3 protein-coding genes are annotated in these 26,305 nt (G+C 54.5%); all 3 read left to right on the forward strand.

All coding sequences use genetic code 11. From position 1 onward, the window contains the following. From AT705_RS16810 to AT705_RS16820, 3 genes are read left to right on the forward strand one after another with little or no spacing between them, the layout of a single operon-like run. Positions 1 to 6,411: a non-ribosomal peptide synthetase gene (locus AT705_RS16810; RefSeq protein ID WP_058797439.1), complete on the forward strand. Its 6,411-nt coding sequence runs from the start codon at positions 1 to 3 to the stop codon at positions 6,409 to 6,411. Next, positions 6,408 to 16,343, forward strand: coding sequence for a non-ribosomal peptide synthetase (locus tag AT705_RS16815; RefSeq protein WP_058797440.1), 9,936 nt, complete (start codon positions 6,408 to 6,410; stop codon positions 16,341 to 16,343). The genes AT705_RS16810 and AT705_RS16815 overlap by 4 nt, the downstream gene beginning before the upstream one ends. Further along, on the forward strand, positions 16,343 to 26,305 hold the full coding sequence (locus AT705_RS16820; protein WP_058797441.1) for a non-ribosomal peptide synthetase: 9,963 nt from the start codon (positions 16,343 to 16,345) through the stop codon (positions 26,303 to 26,305). The genes AT705_RS16815 and AT705_RS16820 overlap by 1 nt, the downstream gene beginning before the upstream one ends.

Genomic DNA, 26,305 nt, shown 5'->3' on the forward strand with positions numbered 1-26,305 from the left:
ATGACACACTCTCAATGGCAATTAACCGCTTCGCAGCGCGACATACTATTAGATCAGCTCTATTTCCCGGATAGCCCTATTTACAACATTGGTGGCTATATCGTGTGCGACAACATTGACTGCACCCAACTGGCACAGGCACATAAAGCACTGATTCACAGTCATGAAGCATTTCAAATGCGTATTAGTCAGCAAGGAGAGGAATTCACCGCTTATCTGAGCCAGGACCTGGATGACAGCCTGCCGGTGATCGACTTTAGTGCCGAAGCAGACGCTGAGCGCAGTGCTAAGGCCTGGCTCGAAACGCAGTTTGCTCGCACTCAGGCGGTGTTTGATACGCAGCTGGCCAGAGGCTTCGTGCTTAAAATATCTCAGCAACAGCACTGGTATGTTGGCTTAAGTCATCACCTCGCTATGGATGGTTTCGGATTTGCGATCTGGGTTCAGCAGCTGGCTGATTTGTATAACGGTGAGCAAACACAGGACGATGCCAGGTTATCGCTCGATGAGATCGCACAGTTAGATAATACTTATCGTGAGAGTGCTAAGTATCAAAAAGATGCTGCATTTTGGCAAGCGTATCTCGATGATTATCAGGGCGAACGCCTGCCTGAAGGTTACTTTGATAATACAGATCAACAACGCAGTACCCGGGCCATTTATCCACTTTCCAGAACGGTTTTCGATAGCCTGAATGCGCATGCTGGTCGTCATAAGTTAGGGGCCGCTCAGGTGTTACTGGCAACGCTGGCTTACTACTTTTCTTTGCATACCAATCAGGCAACCCTATTGTTTGGTAATCCGAGCCACAACCGTAAAACGGCGCTGCAAAAACAAAAACTGTCGGTCTTTACCAGCATTAGTCCATTGCTGATTTCAACGCAAGGCGTGGATGTTATGAGTGAGCTGGTGAAACAGGTCGCACAGACGCAAAAAGCAACCTACAGACACCAGAAGTATCCACTGGGCCAGCTCCTCAAAGACCAGCAACACAGTGGTGAGCAGGGTAGCTTCTTTGATTTTAGCTTTAACTATCTGACGCTGGATTTTGCCGATATTCACTTTTCAAATCAGGCTGCACGTTTTCATTACCTCAATGCCAATGCTGAAAAGATCCCATTCACTCTGACGGTATGGGATAACAATGACACTGACCTGGAACTACAAATTGATTTCAACCATCGTTACTTTGCTCAGGCTGATATTGATGCCATAGAGCAAAGATATCAACGCGCACTGGCCTATCTGGGTGAGCATGGCCTCGATTGTGCGCTGACCGACTTGCCATTTTCGAGCCCGGCGGAGCAGCAAAGGTTGCTGGGACGTTCGGCCAGCCCACTTAGTTATGACACAGAGCTCAGCCTGCACGAACAAATCAGTCGTCAGGCACTGCTCACGCCGGATGCCATCGCCATTGATATGCCCGGCGGTCGCACGCTGAGCTATGCCCAGCTGGATGCCGGTGCCAATCGCATTGCTGCGTACTTGCAGCAACACTATACACTCAACGCCGATAGCATGGTGGGCGTCAGCACTGAGCGACATGCCGAGATGGTGATGGCCATACTGTCCATCCTGAAAACCGGTGCCGCCTATTTACCGCTCGACCCGAGCTACCCCAGTGCCCGACTGGCACAGATCATTGACGATGCAAAGCCGGTCGTGACCCTCACCGATAACCCGGTCATCCTGCAAGGCTTAGCCACCGACACGCTGAGTCTGGCTACGCTGAATGATGCCGCTGTCTCTACTCCTTACCAACCGGTGGCACATCAGGGCGATAATCTGGCCTACGCCATTTATACCTCGGGGTCGACCGGTAAACCTAAGGGCGTGGCGATCAGCCACCGTAACATCAATGCACTGCTGAGCTGGGCTGACACGGTCTACAGCCGCGAGGATTATGCCCGGGTGCTGTGCAGCACCTCCATCAACTTTGACCTGTCGGCGTTTGAATTGTTTTTTACCCTCACTCGCGGCGGCACCTGTGTACTGGTCGACAATGCCCTGAGCCTGCTGACGCAGCCGGTTGAGGTTTCCCTGATCAATACGGTGCCGTCGGCCATTAAAGCCCTGCTGGAGCAGGCGGGCATTCCGGCTGGCGTGCGGGTGGTGAACCTGGCCGGTGAGCCGCTGGGGCGCAACGTGGTTAATCAGTTACTGCGCGACGGACACTGCAAGCGGGTCTATAACCTTTATGGCCCGTCGGAAGACACCACCTACTCAACCTGTGCCTGCTTCACCGAGGAAATCGACCATGCGCCGGGGATCGGCCAGGTGATCAGCAACACCCAGGCGTTTATTCTGAATGACCAGCTGGCGCTGCTGCCGTATGGCGCAACCGGTGAGTTGTACCTGGGCGGTGACGGACTGGCACGAGGCTACCTGAACCAGCCTGCGCTGAGTGCAGAGCGCTTTATTGATAACCCTTTTTATGACCCTGAGGTGGCAGGCAGTTCAACACGCTTGTACCGTACCGGCGACTTAGTGCGCTATCAGAGCGATGGTACGCTGGCGTTTGTGGGCCGGGCAGACGATCAGGTTAAAATTCGCGGCTTCCGGGTGGAGCTGGGCGAGATAAGCGAGCAGCTGAGTCGTCAGGCGGCCATCGACAGTGCCGTGGTACTGGCGAAAAGCGGGGCCAACGGCACTTACCTGGTAACCTATGTTCAGCCGACAGAGGCGCTGGACGAGGCAGCCCATTCTGACTTTATCAGTGCGGCACTGAGCGCACTGGCAACGTGTTTACCCGATTACATGGTGCCTAAACTGGGCCGGGTGATCCCACACTGGCCACTGACCGCCAACGGTAAAATTAATAAAAAGGCGCTGCCAGAGGTGGACCCGGGGGGGCAGCAGGACCACTACGTTGCCCCGCAAACCGACCTTGAGCAGGCAGTGTGTGAGATCTGGGCTGAATTACTGCACCTTGATGCGACACAGATCAGCACCACTGCGAGTTTCTTTGCACTGGGCGGACACTCCCTGTTATCGGTTAAGCTGGCCGCCGCACTGCGCACACAGCTGGCAGTGGAGCTGCCACTGAGCACGTTATTCAATGCCACCACCGTGGCTGAGCAGGCCAAAGCGGTTGCTGCGGCCGAGGGACAGACACTGTGCGAGGACATTAAAGCCCAGCCCAGAGTGATGCAGGATGACCCTCAGCTGGGTCAGCATCGTGTTGCCCCGTTGTCTTATGCTCAGCAGCGGTTATGGTTTATCGACCAGCTGGAGCAGGGCACACCACAATACAATATGCCGGCGGCCTTTGCGGTTGACGGCGAGCTGGACCTGACGGTGGTTGAGGCCGTCCTGCAAACCATCATTGCCCGTCATGAGGTGCTCAGAACTGTGTATCGCGATGACGCGCAGATCATCCGTCAGGACGCCGGCTTCACTCTGAGTTATGAGGATGTGCGGGCGCTGAGCGAGACGGCGCAGCAACAGGCGATTGCCGGGGCGATGGCGCAACAGCTGAGCCAGCCGTTTGACCTGACCCGCGAGGTGATGGTGCGTGCAGGCTATATTCAGACCACTGAGCGCAGCGGCGTGCTGCTGTTCAATATGCACCACATTGCCTCCGACGGCTGGTCAATGCAGGTGCTGATCAACGAATTTACAACACTCTATCAGGCATACAGCCAGGGCGAGGAGAACCCGCTGGCCCCGCTGAGCATTCAGTATGCAGACTACGCGCAGTGGCAGCACACCCATTTAAATCACGAGGTGCTGGATACGCAGCTGGGTTACTGGCAGCAGCAACTGGCTGACTTGCCTTCTGTGCACAGTCTGCCGTTAGACTACCCGCGTCCGGCACTTAAGCAGCATCAGGGGGGCCAGGTGAAAAGCACCCTCAGTGCACAAGTGGCGCAGGGGCTGAGTAAACTTGCCAGTGCACAGGGGCTGACGCCTTTCATGTTACTGCACGGGGCCTTGTCGCTGTTGCTGTCCAGACACAGTAATGCCCGGGACATCGTCATCGGGACACCGGTGGCCAACCGCATGCAGGCCGAGCTGGCACCACTAATAGGCTTTTTTGTTAACACCCTGGTGCTGAACGTCAACACCGACCAGCCGAGCCTGGCAGACTACCTGGCCCATGTAAAAGCCGTCCATTTAGGTGCTCAGTCACATCAGGATGTACCGTTCGAGCAGCTGGTTGAGCAGCTGAATGTGCCCCGTAGCAGTGCCTATACGCCGCTGTTCCAGGTGATGCTGACAACCCGCACCGACTATGCCGTAACGGAGCAGGTCAGTAATCAGGGCTGGTCTTTAGGCGAGGCGCAGCTGAGCCCGCTGGCTGAGGATGCGATGATTGCCAAGTTTGACCTGGACATCGACCTGACACTGAGCGATACCGGGGTAGAGATGTGCTGGACCTACGATAAGGCTTTGTTCAGCGCTGCCCGGATTGAGACGCTGAGCCGTCATCTGGGTACCTTACTGACGACCCTGGCACAGCAGGCTCCGGCCACTTTGCTGGCGCACTCTCCGGATAACCTTGCGATGTTGTCGTCAGCCGAGCAACACACGCTGCTGTTAACACTGAACGACAACGCACTCAGTTATGATACCACGCAGAGCATTCATGGCTTATTTGAACAACAGGTACAGCGTACGCCACAGGCAACGGCACTGATTTTTAACGAGCAGCATATCAGCTATGAGATGCTGAACCAGCGTGCCAATCAGCTGGCGCATTATCTGCTGAGCGAACATCAGGTGACACCGCAAACGCCATTGGGCGTGTGCAGCAGCCGCTCGATTGAGATGGTGGTGAGTATCCTGGCGATATTAAAAGCCGGTGGGGCGTATGTGCCGCTGGACCCGAGCTATCCGGCCAGCCGGTTAGGCTATATAGCTAAAGATGCCGGGCTGACACACATTCTGGCGTATGACGTAGGTCTGCCGGTTGCACAGGCGCTGATGGCAGAGCAGGGCGGGACAGCCGTGGATATTGAGACGCTGACACTGAGCGCTTATGCGCAGGACAACCCGACGCTGACGGCGCCTGGCGGGGATAAGCTGGCCTATGCCATTTACACCTCAGGGTCGACTGGTCAACCTAAGGGCGTGGCCATCAGCCACCGCAATGTCAATGCATTACTGAGCTGGGCCGACACCGAATATAGCCGTGAAGATTATGCGCGGATGCTATGCAGCACCTCAATCAACTTTGACCTGTCGGCCTTTGAACTGTTTTTACCTCTGACCCGTGGTGGCAGCTGTGTGCTGGTCGACAGCGCCCTGAGTTTGCTGACGACGCCGGTGGAGGTCACATTAATCAATACGGTGCCCTCGGCGATTAAAGCGCTGCTGGAGCAGGGAGGCATTCCGGCGGGTGTACGGGTGGTGAACCTGGCAGGCGAGCCGCTGGGCCGCGACGTGGTGAATCAGTTACTCGCCGGTGAGCACTGTGAGCGGGTGTATAACCTCTACGGTCCGTCAGAAGACACCACTTATTCAACCTGTGCGCGCTTTACTCAGCCCCTGGATGAGGCACCGAGTATCGGACGGGTGATTAACAACAGTCAGGCGTTCATCCTCAATGATAAGCTGGCGCTGCTGCCGTATGGCACCACCGGGGAGCTATACCTGGGCGGTGACGGGCTGGCGCGGGGTTATCTGAATCAGCCACAGCTGAGTGCCGAGCGCTTCATCGACAATCCATTTTATGATGCCAAAGTGGCAGGCAGCTCAAAGCGCCTGTACCGCACGGGCGACTTAGTGCGCTATCAGGCGGACGGCAACTTAGCCTTTGTGGGACGCGCAGACGATCAGGTGAAGATCCGAGGCTTCCGGGTGGAGCTGGGCGAGATAAGCGAGCAGCTGAGTCGTCAGGCGGCCATCGACAGCGCGGTGGTGCTGGCGAAAAGCGGCGCCAACGGCCTGTATCTGGTGGCTTATGTTCATCCGGCTCAGATGCTGGATGAGGCTGAGCACACCGACTTCATCACGGCTGCACTGACGAGCCTGGCAGAGCGTTTGCCGGAATACATGGTGCCGAGGCTGGGTCAGGTGGTCCCTGAGTGGCCGCTGACAGCCAGTGGCAAGATCAACAAAAAGGCGCTGCCGGAGGTGGATACCACCGCACTGCAGGGCCGTTACGTAGCGCCGCAAACAGACACAGAGCAGGCGGTATGTGAGATTTGGGCGCAGCTGCTCAGTGTAGAAGCCAGCCAGATAAGCACACAGACAGACTTTTTCGAGCTGGGCGGACATTCACTGCTTGTGATGCGCCTGGTAACCCGACTTAACGACACTTTTGCGATCAACCTGGCCATTCAGGATTTATATCAGCAAATGACCGTCGCCAACATCAGTCGCCATATCGACGACATCTTCACTTTGCATGCCAGTGACACGACGCACAGTCCCGCTGCATCCGACTTCGAGGAATTTACCCTATGATGATCCAAGAATTATACCGCGCTTTGCTGGAGCAGGGCGCCAGTGCACAGCACCACCAAGGCGAAGTGAAGCTACATCTTCCAAAAGCCCTGGATACAGCGCTGAAACAACAGCTAATAGCAAGAAAAGACGAACTAAAACAGTATCTGTTGGGGCTATACGCCAGCGCTTCTCAGGCCCCTGTGATCACGCCAGTTGGGCGGACGCAGGCGCACTTTCCATTATCATCAGCACAGCAACGCTTGTGGTTTCTTGATCAGCTTCAGGGCAATAGTATCGAATATAATATGTCGGCGGCATTCACTGTATCGGGTGAGTTTGACCAGGCGGTACTAGAGCAAACCATGCAGTCCATAGTGGCGCGTCATGAAGTACTGCGCACCCGGTTTATTGAGGTGGAAGGGGAAGGCAAACAACAGTTGGTGAGCGCACCGGCACAGCTTGTGTCTACGCACGACCTGAGTGACCTGACAGCGCCGGCGCAGCAAACACAGCTGGACGCTTTGCTGGCACAAGAGGCCGCTTACGCTTTTGACTTAAGTACAGATAGCTTGATCCGGGTACATTACGTCACCCTTTCCCCGCAGCAGGGCGTGTTGATGTTCAACCTGCATCATATTGTGTCGGATGGCTATTCCGTGGCGCTGCTGGTGAAGGAGTTTTCTCACACCTATAGTGCACTGGTTGCAGGCCGGGAGCCTGAATTGGCGCCACTGCCATTACATTATATTGATTATGCGCACTGGCAACAAAATGACGCCCGGACACATTATCAAACTCAGCTGGACTATTGGGTGAAGCAGCTTGCCGATGCGCCAGAAGTACACACTTTGCCTGTGACGGGACAGAGAGACACTTATCAACATCCAGCGCAAAAATTCACGCAGCAATTACCTGAACATCAGGCCAAAGCCATTGCTGACAGTGCTGAAGCATTGCAGTTAAGTCCATTTGCATTTTTACATGCCTTATTGTCTCTGGTGGTCGCCAGACACAGTCATAGCCAGGATATCGTCATCGGCACCCCGGTTGAGAACCGGCTGCAAAGCGGACTGCAGTCGTTGCAGGGCTTTTTTGTCAATACCGTGCCACTGCGAGTGTCGACGGAATTTGACACTCTGACTGAGTATTTTGAGCACGTTAAAAGTATCAATCAGCAGGCGCTGGCGAATCAGGAATTGCCTCTGGATCAGCTGATTGAAGGACTTCAAATCTCACGCAGTCAGGTTCATGCGCCATTATTTCAGATCCTGCTGACGGTAGAGGGTACGCCTGCTCAGCCAGTGAGTACGCAGTTTAATGTTGCTGATGTGCAGTTAACGCAGCAAGCCTTACCTGTGACCAGCAGCAAATTCGACCTCGACATCAACCTGGTTTTTAACGCTCAGGGACTGGCGCTGAACTGGGTGTATGACAGTCACCTGTTTACCGCCGACTTTATTACCAAGCTCAGTACGCATCTGAGTCAGCTTATTGCTGCTTTTGTGCCACAAAACCTGGCTTCGCTCAGTCAACAGTCGCCGCAGCAGATCGATATGTTGAGTGAGCAGGAACGCCAACACCTGGTGTATGATGTACAAAGCGAGACACTGGCTTATAACGCTGAGCTCAGCCTGCACGAACAAATCAGCCGTCAGGCCCAGCTAACACCGGATGCCATCGCCATTGATATGCCCGGCGGTCGCACGCTGAGCTATGCCCAGCTGGATGCCGGTGCCAATCGCATTGCTGCGTACTTGCAGCAACACTATACACTCAACGCCGATAGCATGGTGGGCGTCAGCACTGAGCGACATGCCGAGATGGTGATGGCCATACTGGCCATCCTGAAAACCGGTGCCGCCTATTTACCGCTCGACCCGAGCTACCCCAGTGCCCGACTGGCACAGATCATTGACGATGCAAAGCCGGTCGTGACCCTCACCGATAACCCGGTCATCCTGCAAGGCTTAGCCACCGACACGCTGAGTCTGGCTACGCTGAATGATGCCGCTGTCTCCACTCCTTACCAACCGGTGGCACATCAGGGCGATAATCTGGCCTACGCCATTTATACCTCGGGGTCGACCGGTAAACCTAAGGGCGTGGCGATCAGCCACCGTAACATCAATGCACTGCTGAGCTGGGCTGACACGGTCTACAGCCGCGAGGATTATGCCCGGGTGCTGTGCAGCACCTCCATCAACTTTGACCTGTCGGCGTTTGAATTGTTTTTTACCCTCACTCGCGGCGGCACCTGTGTACTGGTCGACAATGCCCTGAGCCTGCTGACGCAGTCGGTTGAGGTTTCCCTGATCAATACGGTGCCGTCGGCCATTAAAGCCCTGCTGGAGCAGGCAGGCATTCCGGCTGGCGTGCGGGTGGTGAACCTGGCCGGTGAGCCGCTGGGGCGCAACGTGGTTAATCAGTTACTGCGCGACGGACACTGCGAGCGGGTCTATAACCTTTATGGCCCGTCGGAAGACACCACCTACTCAACCTGTGCCTGCTTCACCCAGGAAATCGACCATGCGCCGGGGATCGGCCAGGTGATCAGCAACACCCAGGCGTTTATTCTGAATGACCAGCTGGCGCTGCTGCCGTATGGCGCAACCGGTGAGTTGTACCTGGGCGGTGACGGGCTGGCACGAGGTTACCTGAACCAGCCTGCGCTGAGTGCAGAGCGCTTTATTGATAACCCCTTTTATGACCCTGAGGTGGCAGGCAGTTCAACACGCTTGTACCGCACCGGCGACTTAGTGCGCTATCAGGCCGATGGCACGCTGGCATTTGTGGGCCGGGCAGACGATCAGGTTAAAATTCGTGGCTTCCGGGTAGAGCTGGGTGAGATAAGCGAGCAGCTGAGCCGTCAGGCGGCCATCGACAGTGCCGTGGTACTGGCGAAAAGCGCGGCCAACGGCACCTACCTGGTAGCCTATGTTCAGCCGACAGAGGCGCTGGACGAGGCAGCCCATTCTGACTTTATCAGTGCGGCACTGAGCGCATTGGCAACGTGTTTACCCGATTACATGGTGCCTAAACTGGGCCGGGTGATCCCACACTGGCCACTGACCGCCAACGGTAAAATTAATAAAAAGGCGCTGCCAGAGGTGGACCCGGGGGCGCAGGACCACTACGTTGCCCCGCAAACCGACCTTGAGCAGGCAGTGTGTGAGATCTGGGCTGAATTACTGCACCTTGATGCGACACAGATCAGCACCACTGCGAGTTTCTTTGCACTGGGCGGACACTCCCTGTTATCGGTTAAGCTGGCCGCCGCACTGCGCACACAGCTGGCAGTGGAGCTGCCATTGAGCACGTTATTCAATGCCACCACCGTGGCTGAGCAGGCCAAAGCGGTTGCTGCGGCCGAGGGACAGACACTGCGCGAGGACATTAAAGCCCAGCCCAGAGTGATGCAGGATGACCCTCAGCTGGGTCAGCATCGTGTTGCCCCGTTGTCTTATGCTCAGCAGCGCTTATGGTTTATCGACCAGTTGGAGCAGGGCACACCACAATACAATATGCCGGCGGCCTTTGCGGTTGACGGCGAGCTGGACCTGACGGTGGTTGAGGCCGTCCTGCAAACCATCATTGCCCGTCATGAGGTGCTCAGAACTGTGTATCGCGATGACGCGCAGATCATCCGTCAGGACGCCGGCTTCACTCTGAGTTATGAGGATGTGCGGGCGCTGAGCGAGACGGCGCAGCAACAGGCGATTGCCGGGGCGATGGCGCAACAGCTGAGCCAGCCGTTTGACCTGACCCGCGAGGTGATGGTGCGTGCAGGCTATATTCAGACCACTGAGCGCAGCGGCGTGCTGCTGTTCAATATGCACCACATTGCCTCCGACGGCTGGTCAATGCAGGTGCTGATCAACGAATTTACAACACTCTATCAGGCATACAGCCAGGGCGAGGACAACCCGCTGGCCCCGCTGAGCATTCAGTATGCAGACTACGCGCAGTGGCAGCACACCCATTTAAATCACGAGGTGCTGGGTACGCAGCTGGGTTACTGGCAGCAGCAACTGGCTGACTTGCCTTCTGTGCACAGTCTGCCGTTAGACTACCCGCGTCCGGCACTTAAGCAGCATCAGGGTGGCCAGGTGAAAAGCACCCTCAGTGCACAAGTGGCGCAGGGGCTGAGTGCACTTGCCAGTGCACAGGGGCTGACGCCTTTCATGTTACTGCACGGGGCCTTGTCGCTGTTGCTGTCCAGACACAGTAATGCCCGGGACATCGTCATCGGGACACCGGTGGCCAACCGCATGCAGGCCGAGCTGGCACCACTAATAGGCTTTTTTGTTAACACCCTGGTGCTGAACGTCAACACCGACCAGCCGAGCCTGGCAGACTACCTGGCCCATGTAAAAGCCGTCCATTTAGGTGCTCAGTCACATCAGGATGTACCGTTCGAGCAGCTGGTTGAGCAGCTGAATGTGCCCCGTAGCAGTGCCTATACGCCGCTGTTCCAGGTGATGCTGACAACCCGCACCGACTATGCCGTAACGGAGCAGGTCAGTAATCAGGGCTGGTCTTTAGGCGAGGCGCAGCTGAGCCCGCTGGCTGAGGATGCGATGATTGCCAAGTTTGACCTGGACATCGACCTGACACTGAGCGATACCGGGGTAGAGATGTGCTGGACCTACGATAAGGCTTTGTTCAGCGCTGCCCGGATTGAGACGCTGAGCCGTCATCTGGGTACCTTACTGACGACCCTGGCACAGCAGGCTCCGGCCACTTTGCTGGCGCACTCTCCGGATAACCTTGCGATGTTGTCGGCAGCCGAGCAACACACGCTGCTGTTAACACTGAACGACAACGCACTCAGTTATGATACCACGCAGAGCATTCATGGCTTATTTGAACAACAGGTACAGCGTACGCCACAGGCAACGGCACTGATTTTTAACGAGCAGCATATCAGCTATGAGATGCTGAACCAGCGCGCCAATCAGCTGGCGCATTATCTGCTGAGCGAACATCAGGTGACACCGCAAACGCCATTGGGCGTGTGCAGCAGTCGCTCGATTGAGATGGTGGTGAGTATCCTGGCGATATTAAAAGCCGGTGGGGCGTATGTGCCGCTGGACCCGAGCTATCCGGGCAGCCGGTTAGGCTATATAGCCAAAGATGCCGGGCTGACACACATTCTGGCGTATGACGCAGGTCTGCCGGTTGCACAGGCGCTGATGGCAGAGCAGGGCGGGACAGCCGTGGATATTGAGACGCTGACACTGAGCGCTTATGCGCAGCACAACCCGGCGCTGACGGCGCCTGGCGGGGATAAGCTGGCCTATGCCATTTACACCTCAGGGTCGACTGGTCAACCTAAGGGCGTGGCCATCAGCCACCGCAATGTCAATGCATTACTGAGCTGGGCCGACACCGAATATAGCCGTGAAGATTATGCGCGGATGCTATGCAGCACCTCAATCAACTTTGACCTGTCGGCCTTTGAACTGTTTTTACCTCTGACCCGTGGTGGCAGCTGTGTGCTGGTCGACAGCGCCCTGAGTTTGCTGACGACGCCGGTGGAGGTCACATTAATCAATACGGTGCCCTCGGCGATTAAAGCGCTGCTGGAGCAGGGAGGCATTCCGGCGGGTGTACGGGTGGTGAACCTGGCAGGCGAGCCGCTGGGCCGCGATGTGGTGAATCAGTTACTCGCCGGTGAGCACTGTGAGCGGGTGTATAACCTCTACGGTCCGTCAGAAGACACCACTTATTCAACCTGTGCGCGCTTTACTCAGCCCCTGGATGAGGCGCCGAGTATCGGACGGGTGATTAACAACAGTCAGGCGTTCATCCTCAATGATAAGCTGGCGCTGCTGCCGTATGGCACCACCGGGGAGCTATACCTGGGCGGTGACGGGCTGGCGCGGGGTTATCTGAATCAGCCACAGCTGAGTGCCGAGCGCTTCATCGACAATCCATTTTATGATGCCAAAGTGGCAGGCAGCTCAAAGCGCCTGTACCGCACGGGCGACTTAGTGCGCTATCAGGCGGACGGCAACTTAGCCTTTGTGGGACGCGCAGACGATCAGGTGAAGATCCGAGGCTTCCGGGTGGAGCTGGGCGAGATAAGCGAGCAGCTGAGTCGTCAGGCGGCCATCGACAGCGCGGTGGTGCTGGCGAAAAGCGGCGCCAACGGCCTGTATCTGGTGGCTTATGTTCATCCGGCTCAGATGCTGGATGAGGCTGAGCACACCGACTTCATCACGGCTGCACTGACGAGCCTGGCAGAGCGTTTGCCGGAATACATGGTGCCGAGGCTGGGTCAGGTGGTCCCTGAGTGGCCGCTGACAGCCAGTGGCAAGATCAACAAAAAGGCGCTGCCGGAGGTGGATGCCACCGCACTGCAGGGCCGTTACGTAGCGCCGCAAACAGACACAGAGCAGGCGGTATGTGAGATTTGGGCGCAGCTGCTCAGTGTAGAAGCCAGCCAGATAAGCACACAGACAGACTTTTTCGAACTGGGCGGACATTCACTGCTGGTCGTCAAGCTGGCCGCTGCATTGCGCGCTGAGCTGGCGGTTGAGCTGCCAGTGAAAACGCTGTTTAACGTTTCCACCCTGGCTGAGCAGGCCAAAGCCGTTGAAGCCCACCAGGGACAGGCGATACGTGCAGAGATCACTGCCCAGCCCAGAGTTATGCTGACAGACCCGCAATTGGGTCAGCACAGTCTCCAGCCACTGTCTTTTGCTCAGCAGCGCTTATGGTTTATCGATCAGCTCAACCAAGGCTCGGCGCAATACAATATGCCGGCGGCCTTTCATGTTCAGGGCGAACTGAATCTGACTGTGGTTGAGGCTGTGTTGCAGACCATCGTTGACCGTCATGAAGTACTCAGAACCGTGTATCGCGATGATGCTCAGGTGATTCGCCAGCAGGCATCTTTTGAGCTCAGTTATGAGGATGTCCGCATGCTGAGTGAGACGGCGCAGCAACAGGCGATTGCCGGGGCGATGACGCAACAGCTGAGTCAGCCGTTTGACCTCAGCTGTGAGGTGATGATGCGTGCAGGCTATATTCAGACCTCACAAAGCAGCGGAGTGCTGTTGTTCAACATGCATCATATTGCCTCCGATGGCTGGTCAATGCAGGTACTGATCAAAGAATTTGTTGCACTCTACCTTGCCTACAGTCAGGGACAGGAGAATCCGCTGGCACCTCTGACTATTCAGTACGCAGATTACGCGCAGTGGCAACGGACCTATTTAGAAGATGGCGTGCTAGACGAGCAGCTGGGTTACTGGCAACAGCAACTGGCACAATTGCCGGCAGTACACAGTCTGCCTCTGGACTTCCCTCGTCCGGACGTCAAGCAGCATCAGGGTGGCCAGGTTAAAAGTACACTCAATACTGAGGTCGCTCAGGGGCTGGCGGCGCTGGCAAAAGCGCAGGGGCTGACACCATTTATGTTACTCCATAGTGCGCTATCACTGCTGCTATCCAGACACAGTAATGCCCAAGACATTGTGATTGGCACGCCGGTAGCAAACCGGATGCAAGCAGAGCTTGCTCCTCTGATTGGCTTTTTTGTCAACACGCTGGTGCTGAATGTAAACACTGCACAGGCCACTTTGGCTGATTATCTGGCGCACGTTAAAGCAGTTCATCTGGATGCCCAGTCAAATCAGGATGTGCCATTTGAGCAGCTGGTAGAGCAGCTCAATGTGCCACGTAGCAGTGCTTACACCCCACTGTTTCAGGTGATGCTGACAACCACCACGGATTATGGGGTCACCGATCAGTCGATAGACAACAACTGGTCGCTAGGTGACGCACAATTGAGTCCCCTGGCTGATGACGCCGTGATTGCCAAGTTTGATCTCGATATAGATATGGCGCTGAGTGATACCGGAGTGGATATCTGCTGGACCTATGACAAGGCACTGTTCAGCCAAGAGCGGATTGAAACCCTGAGTCGTCATCTTTGCACATTGCTGACAACGTTTGCCCAACAGACGACTGAGACATTACTCGCACAGGCACCAGGCGCACTCACCATGCTGTCAGGGGCAGAACAACACGAGTTGCTGGTGACCTTTAATCAGCAGGTAGAAAGTTTTGATGCGACACAGTGCATACATACATTATTTGAACAGCAAGCCCAGGCCACGCCAGACGCCACTGCATTGGTCTTTAACGAGCAACACATTAGCTATGGTGCGCTGAACCAGCGCGCTAATCAACTGGCGCACTACCTGCTGAACGAGCATCAGCTGACACCAGAAACTTTGGTGGGTGTGTGTAGTAGCCGCTCTGTGGAGATGGTGGTGAGCATTCTGGCGATACTGAAAGCCGGTGGTGCCTATGTACCGCTCGACCCAAGCTATCCGAACAGTCGCCTGAGTCACATGGCATCAGATGCGAAGTTGCAGCACATCCTTGGCTACGACACTGGCTTGAGCGTAGCTGCTGGACTGATGACAGAGCTTGGTGGCACAGCCATAGATATTGCGTCGCTTGACCTCAGTGGGTATCCGCAGGACAACCCTGTTCAGGTAGAAGTGTCCGGTAACAACCTGGCCTATGTCATATATACCTCAGGTTCCACCGGGAAACCTAAAGGGGTTGCAGTGGAGCATAGCTCGCTGGTCAATTATCAATGTCACTGTCGCACGCAATATGAGTTGACCGCTGAGGATGTGATGTTGCAGTTCTCAACCATGAGCTTCGATATTTTTGTTGAAGAGTTGTTTGGGGCCTTGTGCCAGGGAGCCTCTCTGGTACTGCGTAATGAAGAGTGCCTTGGCAGCGCAGCGGCGTTCAACGCATTTTGTAGCACGCATCAAGTTACAGTAATGAGCCTGCCAACCGCGTTCTGGAAGCAAATGACCGATATGGAGGGGGCATTTGCCATTGCAACACTGCGTGCGGTGATCATCGGTGGTGAAGCCATGGGGCAAACCCACATGGAGCGCTTCTTTAGCGCAGCACCTACAGTGACTTTGTTCAACAGTTATGGACCGACAGAAGCAACGATAACGGCGACCACATCACGTTTGCATGCGGCGTCGGGCGCTGAGCTTGTCACCATAGGCAAGGCTAATGTCAATAACACTTTGCTGGTACTCAATGACGACGGCGGATTAGTGCCTAAGGGCTGTGAAGGCGAGTTGTACATTGGTGGACCAGGTGTGGCGCGAGGTTATCTGAACCAACCTCAGCTCAGTGCCGAGCGGTTTATCAGCAACCCTTATGCTGATCAGTGTTTGGCGATAGAGGCACCACGCTTGTATCGCACCGGCGACCTGGTGCGTTACACCGACCAGGGGGAGCTGATCTTCATTGGTCGTAACGACGACCAGGTGAAGCTACGAGGATTTCGTGTGGAACTGGGTGAGCTGAGCGGGATTTTAGCCCAGCAGCCTCAGGTTCAGGATGCCGCTGTAACTGTCTTTAAGGTTGATACAGAGCAGCACCTGGCCGCTTACCTTAAGTTGCATGCGAGCGATTCAGAAGCCGAACCACAAGACACCTTGCAGGCGATACGCAATCAGCTGGCAGAGCAACTGCCACAGTATATGCAGCCAGGCAGCCTGAACATTGTCGATGAACTGCCGCTGACAGTGAACGGCAAGCTAGATGTGGCTGCTTTGCCTGAGCCCAAACTCAATATGCAACAAAGCGAATACTGTGCGCCAACGACTGAGCTGGAGCATCAACTGGTTGCAATCTGGGCGCAGTTACTGTCCCGCGAAGCGCAGGACATTGGGGTCACAACCAGCTTCTTTAATCTCGGCGGGCATTCGCTGCTGATCTTAAAAGCCGTCTCTCAGATCCAGACACAATTTGAAGTATCTCTGACGGTACAAACCATTTTTGAAAACGACACGGTAGCCACACTGGCTGCCCAAATCGAGCGCCAACGTAATCAACAAGCATTAAAACAACAAATTAACGATGCCAGCGCAGACCAAATTGAAAGGGTAGAATTCTAATGAACACACAAGCAATTATCGATCAATTAACTAACAACCAAATCCTACTTTCTGTTAATGGTGACCGTCTTGCGGTGGAGTCCAAAAAGGGCGCATTAACCCCGGAGCTGGCCAGCCTGATCCGTGACAATAAGCCAGCGCTGATGGAGTATTTGTCACAGCAGCAAGCGCCGCTGGCGGCTGTGAACCCGATTCAGCCTGTGGTGCGTGAAGCCGGGAAAAGCTATCCCTTGTCTTCTGCGCAAAAACGTTTCTGGTTTATCGATCAGCTGCGCGGTGGCTCCAGTGATTACCATATGCCGCTGGCATTCACCCTGACCGATGCTGTGTCTATGGCACATCTTGAGAGCGCGCTTAATCATGTGTTGAAAAAGCATGAAATCTTGCGCAGTCGTTATGTGTTGGCCGCCGATGGTGCCACTGAGCAGCAACTGAGCGACGAGTCGATCAGCATTCGCTATCATGACAGTGCCAGCTGCGATGAACAGACGTTTAAAGCTGACATCCAGGCCTGCATTGCGGCCCCCTTTGCGCTGGACAGCGACCTGATGATCCGTGTTGATCACTTCCGCACCCCTGACGCACTGCACGCAGATGCCTTGCTCATTATCAATATTCACCATATTGCTTGTGACGCCTGGTCTTTAGATATTTTGAAACAAGATTTGATGACCGCGTATATGCAGTTGCAAGGGGGTATGCAGCCTCAGGCTGAGTTGCCTCTGCAGTACCTGGATTACGCCAGCTGGCAACAGGACTGGCTGAACGGTGAGCAATGCGTACAACAAACCGATTACTGGCGCAACAAACTGGCGGGTATGGCGCAATTACACAGTCTGCCGCTGGATCATGCGCGTCAGGCAGATAAAGCCAACTTTGGTAAGTTATACAGTGAAGCGCTGCCTGCTGAACTGGTACCCGTGTTGCACCGCATTGCCAGGGAATACAAGCTAACGCCCTTTATGCTGCTACACAGCGCGCTAGCACTGGCGCTTTCTCAGTATGGCCAGTATCAGGATGTGGTAATGGGCACCACGATCTCCAATCGTGACAGCGAACAATTACATCCTATGATTGGGTGCTTCCTGAATCGACTGGTACTGCGTTTGGATACCGATAGAGCACAGTCGCTGTCTGATTATCTGAAGCAGGTTGCGCGCACGCATATAGAGGCGCAGAACAATCAGTTGCTGCCGTTTGATAATCTGGTTGAAGCGCTGGATATCAACCGAGCTGCTAACTACAGCCCGTTATTCCAGATCCAGTTTACACTGGGCTCTGAGCTGGGCGAACTCTCAAGCCAGGATGCTGCTTTGCTGAGCAATGCCGGATTTGCAGGCTTTGAGCTGAGTAAAGAGACAGTCGTGGTGCGTGGCGACCTGGATATTCATGCCCGTGTATCTGAACAGAACATGGTCATTGACTGGTCGTATGACAACGAATTATTCGATACCCAAACCATTGCCACGCTGAGCAGTTTGTTTCAGCAGATCTGCCGTAATCTGACCCAGGCATATCAGCAACAAACCATCACGACAGCCAGTGTTGCCGATGTGATGTTTAATCAGCCTCAGACTTTATATACCCAGGCGGGTGAGTGTCGTCTGGATGATGCCACAGGCCTGATTGAGCGATTTGAGCAGCAGGCTGTGCTGACACCGGATGCGATTGCCGTACTCAGTGACACCGAACAACTTAGCTATGCGCAGCTTAATGCGCAGGCGGCTAAACTGGCTGACTGTTTGCAGGAACAGGGCGTTGAGCCCGGCGACTTGGTGGGCGTGTGCATGCCACGCAGTGCCTGCCTGATGGTGAGCTTACTGGGCGTACTCAAAGCCGGGGCAGCTTATATTCCGTTTGAACCCAGCAACACCAAAGCCCGCAATCAGCAAATTATCGCTGATGCCGCTCTGGAGTGGGTGATTGTCAGTGACGCACTGGCCGCCCGTGTTCCGGATGCCGGGGTTGACCTGCTGTTACTGGAGCAGGATGTCACTGATACGAACTGGCTCAGTGGCTATGATGCCGAATTTTGCGCGCAAACGGTTGCCCATGACAGCCCCGCTTATGTGATTTACACCTCAGGCTCTACGGGTACTCCCAAAGGCGTGGAGATAAGCCACCGGGCCCTGATGGATTATTTGAACTTTGCTCTCAAAGGCTACTATGCCGACCATCTTAACGGTTCACTGCTGGTGACGTCACACGGCTTTGACATAGGCGTCCCGAGTTTGTACTTGCCGCTCTTAAGTGGTGGCAGTGTGCAACTGCTGGATAATCAGGAGCTGTTACCGGCCCTGAGTAAAGCCTTGAATAAACCGGATGAGCCACGACTGGTGCGGATGACGCCGCATCATGTGGAAGGGATACTGGCCTTGCAGGAGGCGCCGCTTGCAGGTGTGCAGCACGTGTTTGTGATTGGCGGTGAGCGCTTTGAGCGCGATGTGGCACTGGCCTTACAAACCCAGTTCCCGGACAGTCAGGTGTTTAACCATTATGGTCCGTCTGAGGCCACGGTGGGCTGTGTGATGTATGACATCAGTGCCAATCAGGCCGACTTACCGGCAGAGCTTCCTATTGGCCGGGCCATGGACAACACCTATGCCTATGTACTGGATGCGCAGCTTAATGCCCTGCCACAGGGCGCCCGGGGTGAGCTGTTTGTCGGTGGGCCGTGTCTGGCCACAGGTTATGTGAATAACCCGACGCTGAGCGCCGAGCGCTTTATTGAAAACCCATTTTATGACCCCAGTGATGCGACCAGCCCGGCGCGTTTGTATCGCACCGGCGATCAGGTGCGCTATCAAAACAGTGGCGAGCTGATGTTTTTAGGGCGTATAGACGAGCAGGTTAAGATCCGGGGTTTCCGGGTGGAGCTGGGTGACATCAGCAGCCAGTTACAGCAAATCTCGGGCGTTGAATCCGCTGAGGTGTTGTGTAAGTCTTTGGCCACTGGCCCGGAGCTGGTCGCCTATATTAAGGCACAAGACTCGGCGCAGCTGGGTGCTCTGTTGAGTGACTGTGAGCGTCTGCTGGGTGAGCAGTTACCGGCCTATATGGTACCGGCCCACTTTGTCGGGCTGCAAAACTGGCCGCTGACAGCGAATGGTAAACTGGACAAAAAAGCACTGCCGGACCCGCAGGAAAAAGCCGCGGCCCAGCACGTTGCGCCACGCACAGCAACAGAGCAGCAGCTGGTTGAGCTGTGGTCTTCACTATTAAAGTTAACGCCGGACCAGATAAGCGTAGACAGCAGCTTCTTTAAGCTGGGTGGGCATTCTTTGTTGTCGGTGCGTTTAGTGGCGGCAATCAAACAGGCCTTCGGGGTCGAATTCAGTATCAGCGAGTTGTTTGAACATGCGAGCATCGCCAGCCAGGCACAACAGGTCGAGCATAAACAGGCACAGGGAGGCAACACCGCACAGCGCATAGAGGTGCAGGCCCGTCCACAAGATGGTCGCATGGCCGCATCCTTTGCGCAGCAACGACTGTGGTTCATCGACCGCTTACAGGGTGGCTCGGCGCAATACAACATGCCAGCTGCGTTTGAAGTGAGCGGTGAGCTGGACCTGAGTGCTGTTGAGGCAGCACTGAACACCATAGTTGCGCGTCACGAAGTACTGCGCAGTTCATATTCAGAGGTGCAGGGAGAGATCTATCAACAGGCACAGGCTCCTTACGATTGTCAGGTAGAGCGTTTCGATCTCAGTAACCTGGAGGCGTCGGCGCAGGCTGAAGCTTTAGAGCAAAACCTCATCACCTTTAGTCAACACGCTTTTGTGCTGCAAGAGGCACAAATGTTATCGGCGCGCTATCTGATCTTGTCGGATCAAAGCGGTGTGCTGGCGTTGAATATGCCTCATATCGTATCAGATGGTTGGTCGATGCAATTACTGGTCAAAGAGTTTACGGCCCTGTATACGGCGCATCTGTCCGGTCAGCATGCCCAACTGGCACCCCTGCCCATTCAGTATGCTGATTATGCCCACTGGCAGCGCAACTGGCTGGCAGGAGATGCAGGGGTGAGTCAGCTGGACTACTGGAAAAAGCAATTAGATGGTGTGCCAACTGTACATGGTTTACCGCTACAGGGACGCCGTGGGGAGATGAAAAACCACACTGGAGAGTCACTGGAGATGACCTTGTCACAGTCAGTCAGTCGCCGTCTGACCGAGCTGGCCAGCACCCTTGAGATCACTCCGTTTATGTTGTTACACGGCGCGCTGGCGATTGTGCTTTCACGTCACAGCAACAGCCATGATATTGTGATTGGTACCCCGGTGGCCAACCGTCAGCATGCTGATCTGACGTCGCTGATAGGGTTTTTTGTTAACTCACTGGTATTGAGACTGAACACCAGTGACAAAACCCTCGCGGCTTTCTTTGAACACGTTAAACAGACCCATATTGCTGCGCAGGAAAATCAGGATATTCCATTTGAGCAGCTGGTTGAGCACCTGGACATAGAAACCAACACCAGCCAAAGCCCGCTGTTTCAGATTATGTTGCTGACGGACAACGATTATGGTCTGGATGCACCAAAAGCTCAGTCTACGCGACTGGGTGATGCGCAACTTAAGCCGATAGAAGATCCACAGGTCACGGTGAAGTTTGATCTGGACATTTTCATGTCAGTCAACGAGCACGGCGGCAAGCTGAAAATCCACTTCGATAACCACTTATTCAGTACGCAATACATTGACAGCTTAATGAGTCACCTGGCGAATACACTGACTAACCTGGCACAGGCTGATATGACTGAGCAATCGGTGGCACGTTTGCCGATGCTGAGTGAGCAACAGAGCCAGGAGTTGATCTTTGGCCGTAACCAGACACAGCGTAGTTATGATGATGAGGCCTGCATTAACAGCATTTTTGAGCGTCATGTTGCGGCGCAGCCTGACGCGCCGGCGCTGCAATTTGGTGAGTATGTGCTGAGCTATCAGGCGCTGAACGAGCGTGCAGAGCAGCTTGCCAGTTACCTGGTTGCGCAGCACCAAATCGTGCCTGATACGATAGTCGGCCTGTGTATGGAACGCTCGGCAGATATGATCATTGCGATGCTGGCTATTCTTAAAGCTGGCGGGGCTTACTTACCGCTGGATCCGGATTATCCGATGGAGCGCCTGGAATACATGGTTGATGATGCCAAAGTCGCTCAGATCCTAAGTTATGGTCGAGGTGTTGAAGTGACTGACGCCTTGTGTCAGGGCAGAGACATCGCTAACCTCAATGTCAGCAACCTGTCAGAGGCCGCAGCGTCAGACGAACAGCCACTGGGAATTCTTAAATCGAATCACTCGCTGGCGTATGTGATTTATACTTCAGGCTCAACAGGGCGTCCAAAAGGCGTGGGGCTGAGCCACAAGGGGGCGGTGAACCTCGCTGCCAACCAGCAGGTGCTGTTCGATATCACACCTGCCAGCCGGGTATTGCAATTTGCGTCAATCAGCTTTGATGCCGCGACCTGGGATTGGGTCATGGCTTTACTCAACGGCGCTACTCTGGTGATCTGTGATGAGCAGGCTCGTACCGAAGGGGGTAAGTTAGGTGAGGTGCTGAAACAACAAGCTATTACGCACGCAACCTTGCCACCGGCCTTGTTGAGCACCATGGCGTTACAAACAGACTTAGCCTTGCAGTGCCTGATTGTGGCGGGTGAAGCCTGTGAAGAGCAGGTTGTAGAGCGCTGGAGGCGCCATTATCGCTTCTTTAATGCCTATGGTCCGTCGGAGACCTCTGTGTGTGCTACGGTGGGTGAAATTACGGATAACAGCATTCATATCGGGCGTCCTTTGTATAATGTGCAAACCCTGATTTTGGATGAGCATCAAAGTCTGGTGCCATTTGGCTGTGCCGGTGAACTGTATGTCGGTGGTGACGGCCTGGCACGCGGTTATCTGAATCAGCCACAGCTGACGGCTGAGCGTTTCATTGACAATCCTTTTTATGATGCCAGTGTGCCCGGCAGCTCTGAGCGTTTATACCGAACCGGTGACCTGGTGCGTTATCAGGCTGATGGCAACCTGGCCTTTATTGGCCGTACTGATGACCAGATCAAGATCCGCGGCTTCCGTGTTGAGCTGGGTGAAATTGCCCAGCAGCTGAGTCAGCAAGCAGGTGTTGAATCCGCCCTGGTGGTTGCTAAGACAGGCGCCATAGGCACCTATCTGGTTGCTTATTTGCAGCCAGCTCAGGCCGTTAGCGAGCTATCTGACAATGAATTTACTCAAGGTGCTTTGGCCGAACTGGCCAGTCAGGTGCCTGACTATATGGTGCCCAAGTTGGGTGTGGTGGTCGCTGAGTGGCCTTTGACAGCCAACGGCAAAATTAATAAAAAGGCGCTGCCAGAGGCAGATACCATGGCATTGCAGGGTAAATATGTGGCACCAGCCTGTGAGACTGAACTCGCTATTTGTCAGATTTGGGGTGAGTTGCTGGACATGGCACCGGAAACCATCAGTACCACAGCGAACTTCTTCCACTTAGGGGGTCACTCGCTGTTATCTGTCAGGCTGGCTGCGGGACTGCGCGAGCAGCTGGGTGTCGAGCTGCCAGTGAAAACCCTGTTCAATGCCGCAACGATTGCGGAGCAGGCTGAAGAAATTATGGCTCGTCGCGGACAAGCGGTGCGCGACGGCGTTAAAGCCCTGCCCAGAATCACCATGCAGGATGAGCAACTAGGCCAGTATAGTGCATTGCCACAGTCGTTCGCCCAGCAACGCCTATGGTTTATCGATCAGTTACACAGTGATTCGGCACAATACAATATGCCGGCAGCTTTTGAAGTTGAAGGGGAGCTGGAATTGGCCGTGGTTGAAGCGGCACTGCAAACCATCATTGCCCGACATGAAGTGCTCAGAACGGTGTATCGTGATGGTGAGCACGGTGCTGAGCAGCTGATCCTGGATGAGGCACAATTTAGTCTCAGTTATGAAGATGTCCGTATGTACAACCCAGCACAGCAACAACAGGCGATTGCCGGGGCGATGACTCAGTTATTGAGTCAACCGTTTGACTTGACGAAAGATGTGATGGTGCGTGCGGGTTATCTGCATACTTCACAGAGCAGTGGGGTGCTGTTGTTTAATATGCACCATATTGCTTCTGATGGCTGGTCTATGCAGGTGCTGGTAAAAGAGTTTGTTGCCTTGTATCAGGCCTACAGTCAGGGTCAGGGCAATCCACTGGCACCGCTGACCATTCAGTATGCCGATTATGCACAATGGCAGCGGGCATACTTGAGTGAGGCAGTGCTGGAGCAGCAACTGGGATATTGGCAGCAACAGCTGGCCGATGTACCACCGGTGCACAGTCTGCCTCTGGATCACCCACGTCCGGAAGTGAAACAACATCAGGGCGCGCAGGTAACAGGCTCGCTCAGTAAAGAAGTTGCACAGGGGCTAACAACGCTGGCCAAAGCCGAAGGGCTGACGCCGTTTATGCTGCTGCATGGGGCGCTGTCATTGCTATTATCCAGACACAGTAATGCACAGAATATTGTGATAGGTACCCCGGTTGCCAACCGTACTCAGGCCGAGCTGGAGCCATTAATTGGTTTCTTTGTTAATACCTTAGTGCTGAATGTCAATACTGATCAGGCGACGCTAGCAGAGTATCTGGCACATGTTAAGAACGTGCACCTCGATGCTCAGTCAAATCAGGATGTGCCGTTTGAGCAACTGGTTGAACAGCTCAATGTGCCACGCAGCACGGCACATACGCCGCTGTTCCAGGTCATGTTGCGCACTCAGACAGATTATGGTCTGAATGCGGGGATGGATGAGTCTGTGTTGTCTCTGGGTGACGCGCTGTTGAGCCCACTGGCTGAGGACTCCGTGGTGGCCAAGTTTGATCTCGATGTGCATATGGCGCTGAGCGAGTCGGGCGTCGATATCTGCTGGACTTATGACACAGCCCTGTTCAGTGCGGCGCGTATCGAGACCCTTAACCGTCACCTGGGTGAGCTACTGAGCGTACTGACGGCGTCAGAGCCGAAAGAGGTGCTGACCAGGGTGCCGGGCACCCTTAATATGCTGTCACAGGCAGAGCAGCAAGAGTTGCTGGTATCACTGAATCAAACAGAGCAAGACTATGACACACAGCTGTGCATCCATACTTTGTTTGAGCAACAGGCACAGCAGCAGCCGCAGGCGATTGCCCTGACTGGACCGCAGCGCACCTTGAGTTATGAGGCACTGAATACGCTGAGTAACCAGTTCGCGCATCATCTGATTGACCAGTATGGGATTGCACCGGGGCAGCGTGTCGGTATTTGTGTAGAGCGTTCGGAGTATATCCTGGTCACTATGCTGGCAGTACTCAAAGCCGGTGCAGCCTATGTGCCCTTTGATCATCATAACACGCTGCATCGTAATCAACAGATCATAGACGATGCGCAGTTAGACGTGGTGTTTACCGACCCTGAGCGTATCGCAACCTTGCCGCAAAGCTGTGCACGTCTTGAGGTCGCGGCACTTGAAGCTCAGCTGAGCGACCAGGGTAAGCGGGATAATCCACAACAGACTGTCAGTGCCGGTGATCTGGCCTATGTTATCTATACGTCGGGCACGACGGGTAAACCAAAAGGCGTTCAGTTGCGCCACTCTAATGTGTGTGACTACTTGCAGTCGGTACAGCACAGATATTATGCGCAGCCGCAGTCGTCATTACTGGTCACGTCTTATGCCTTCGATATCAGTGTACCTAGCTTATTCCTGCCGTTGATCAGTGGTACATCAGTCAATATTCTGGCTGGTGAAGCGCGCTTTGAAAGCATGAAACACGAATTGCTGGAGCAGCCTTACCTGCTGCGCATGACACCGCATCATGGTAAAGCCCTGGTGGCCTTTATGGGCGAAGCGGTTTGTCAGCTGACTCATACCTTTGTGATTGGGGGAGAAGCCTTCCCGCTGGAACTTTATGATCAACTGCAGGCTAAATTTCCAAACAGTGTTATCTATAACCATTATGGTCCGACAGAAGCAACCGTCGGGGCAATTGCATTGAATGTCACGGCTCAGCGTGACCAAATCGGTGCCACTATGCCCATAGGTCGACCGCTTCCAAATACCAAAGTGTATATACTAAACAAAGAGTTAGGGCTTGTTCCTAAAGGTGCGATGGGCGAGCTGTATATTGCCGGACCAAGTGTTTCTAAAGGATACCTAAATCGAGATGAGCTAACTCAAAAGAGCTTTGTTGTCAATCCATTTGAAGACGAAAATTCGCAATATAACCTGATGTATAAGACAGGTGACTTGGCTCGGTATATCGGCGAAGATTATCTCGAATATTGCGGACGTGTTGACGAGCAAATCAAGATCCGAGGCTTCAGAATTGAAGTGGGTGATATTGAGAGTCAGTTGTTGCAATTGCCTGAAGTCGATTCTGCTGTTGTGCAGGCGAAAGAGTTGGCCGGGCAGCTGCAGTTGGTGGCTTATGTAAAATTTGATCTCATGCATGAGATCAAATTTGCCTCGAGTGAGTCGCAGCTTCAGGATAATGAACGCAAGCTGGCAGCAATCAAGCGCAGCCTGGCGGGTCAATTGCCTGAGTATATGCTGCCCAGTCAGTATCTGGTGATGACTGACTGGCCATTGTCGGCAAACGGTAAGCTGGATAAGAAAGCGCTGCCGGAACCATCGCTAACTGAACTCTCCTCAGTGGCGGTGCAGCCGGTCAGTGAGACAGAAGTGCGTTTAGTGCAGATTTGGTCTGAGGTTTTGCAAACCTCGGAGGAGCACATCAGCGTGGTTGAGAGCTTCTTCTCACTGGGAGGCAACTCCTTGTCCCTGATGCTGTTGCTGAATAAATTGCGCAGCGAATTTGGCGCAGCATTGCAACTGCGTGAGTTGTACCAAAGTTCAGACATTCAGAGCATGGCCAAACGCATTGAGCACCTGCTGTGGATGGAACAAGACGATGATGATGAGTATGAGGGGGAGCTACTCGTACTTTAA

Origin of the sequence: Pseudoalteromonas rubra (assembly GCF_001482385.1) — a bacterium.
GTDB classification, from domain to species: Bacteria; Pseudomonadota; Gammaproteobacteria; order Enterobacterales; family Alteromonadaceae; genus Pseudoalteromonas; species Pseudoalteromonas ardens.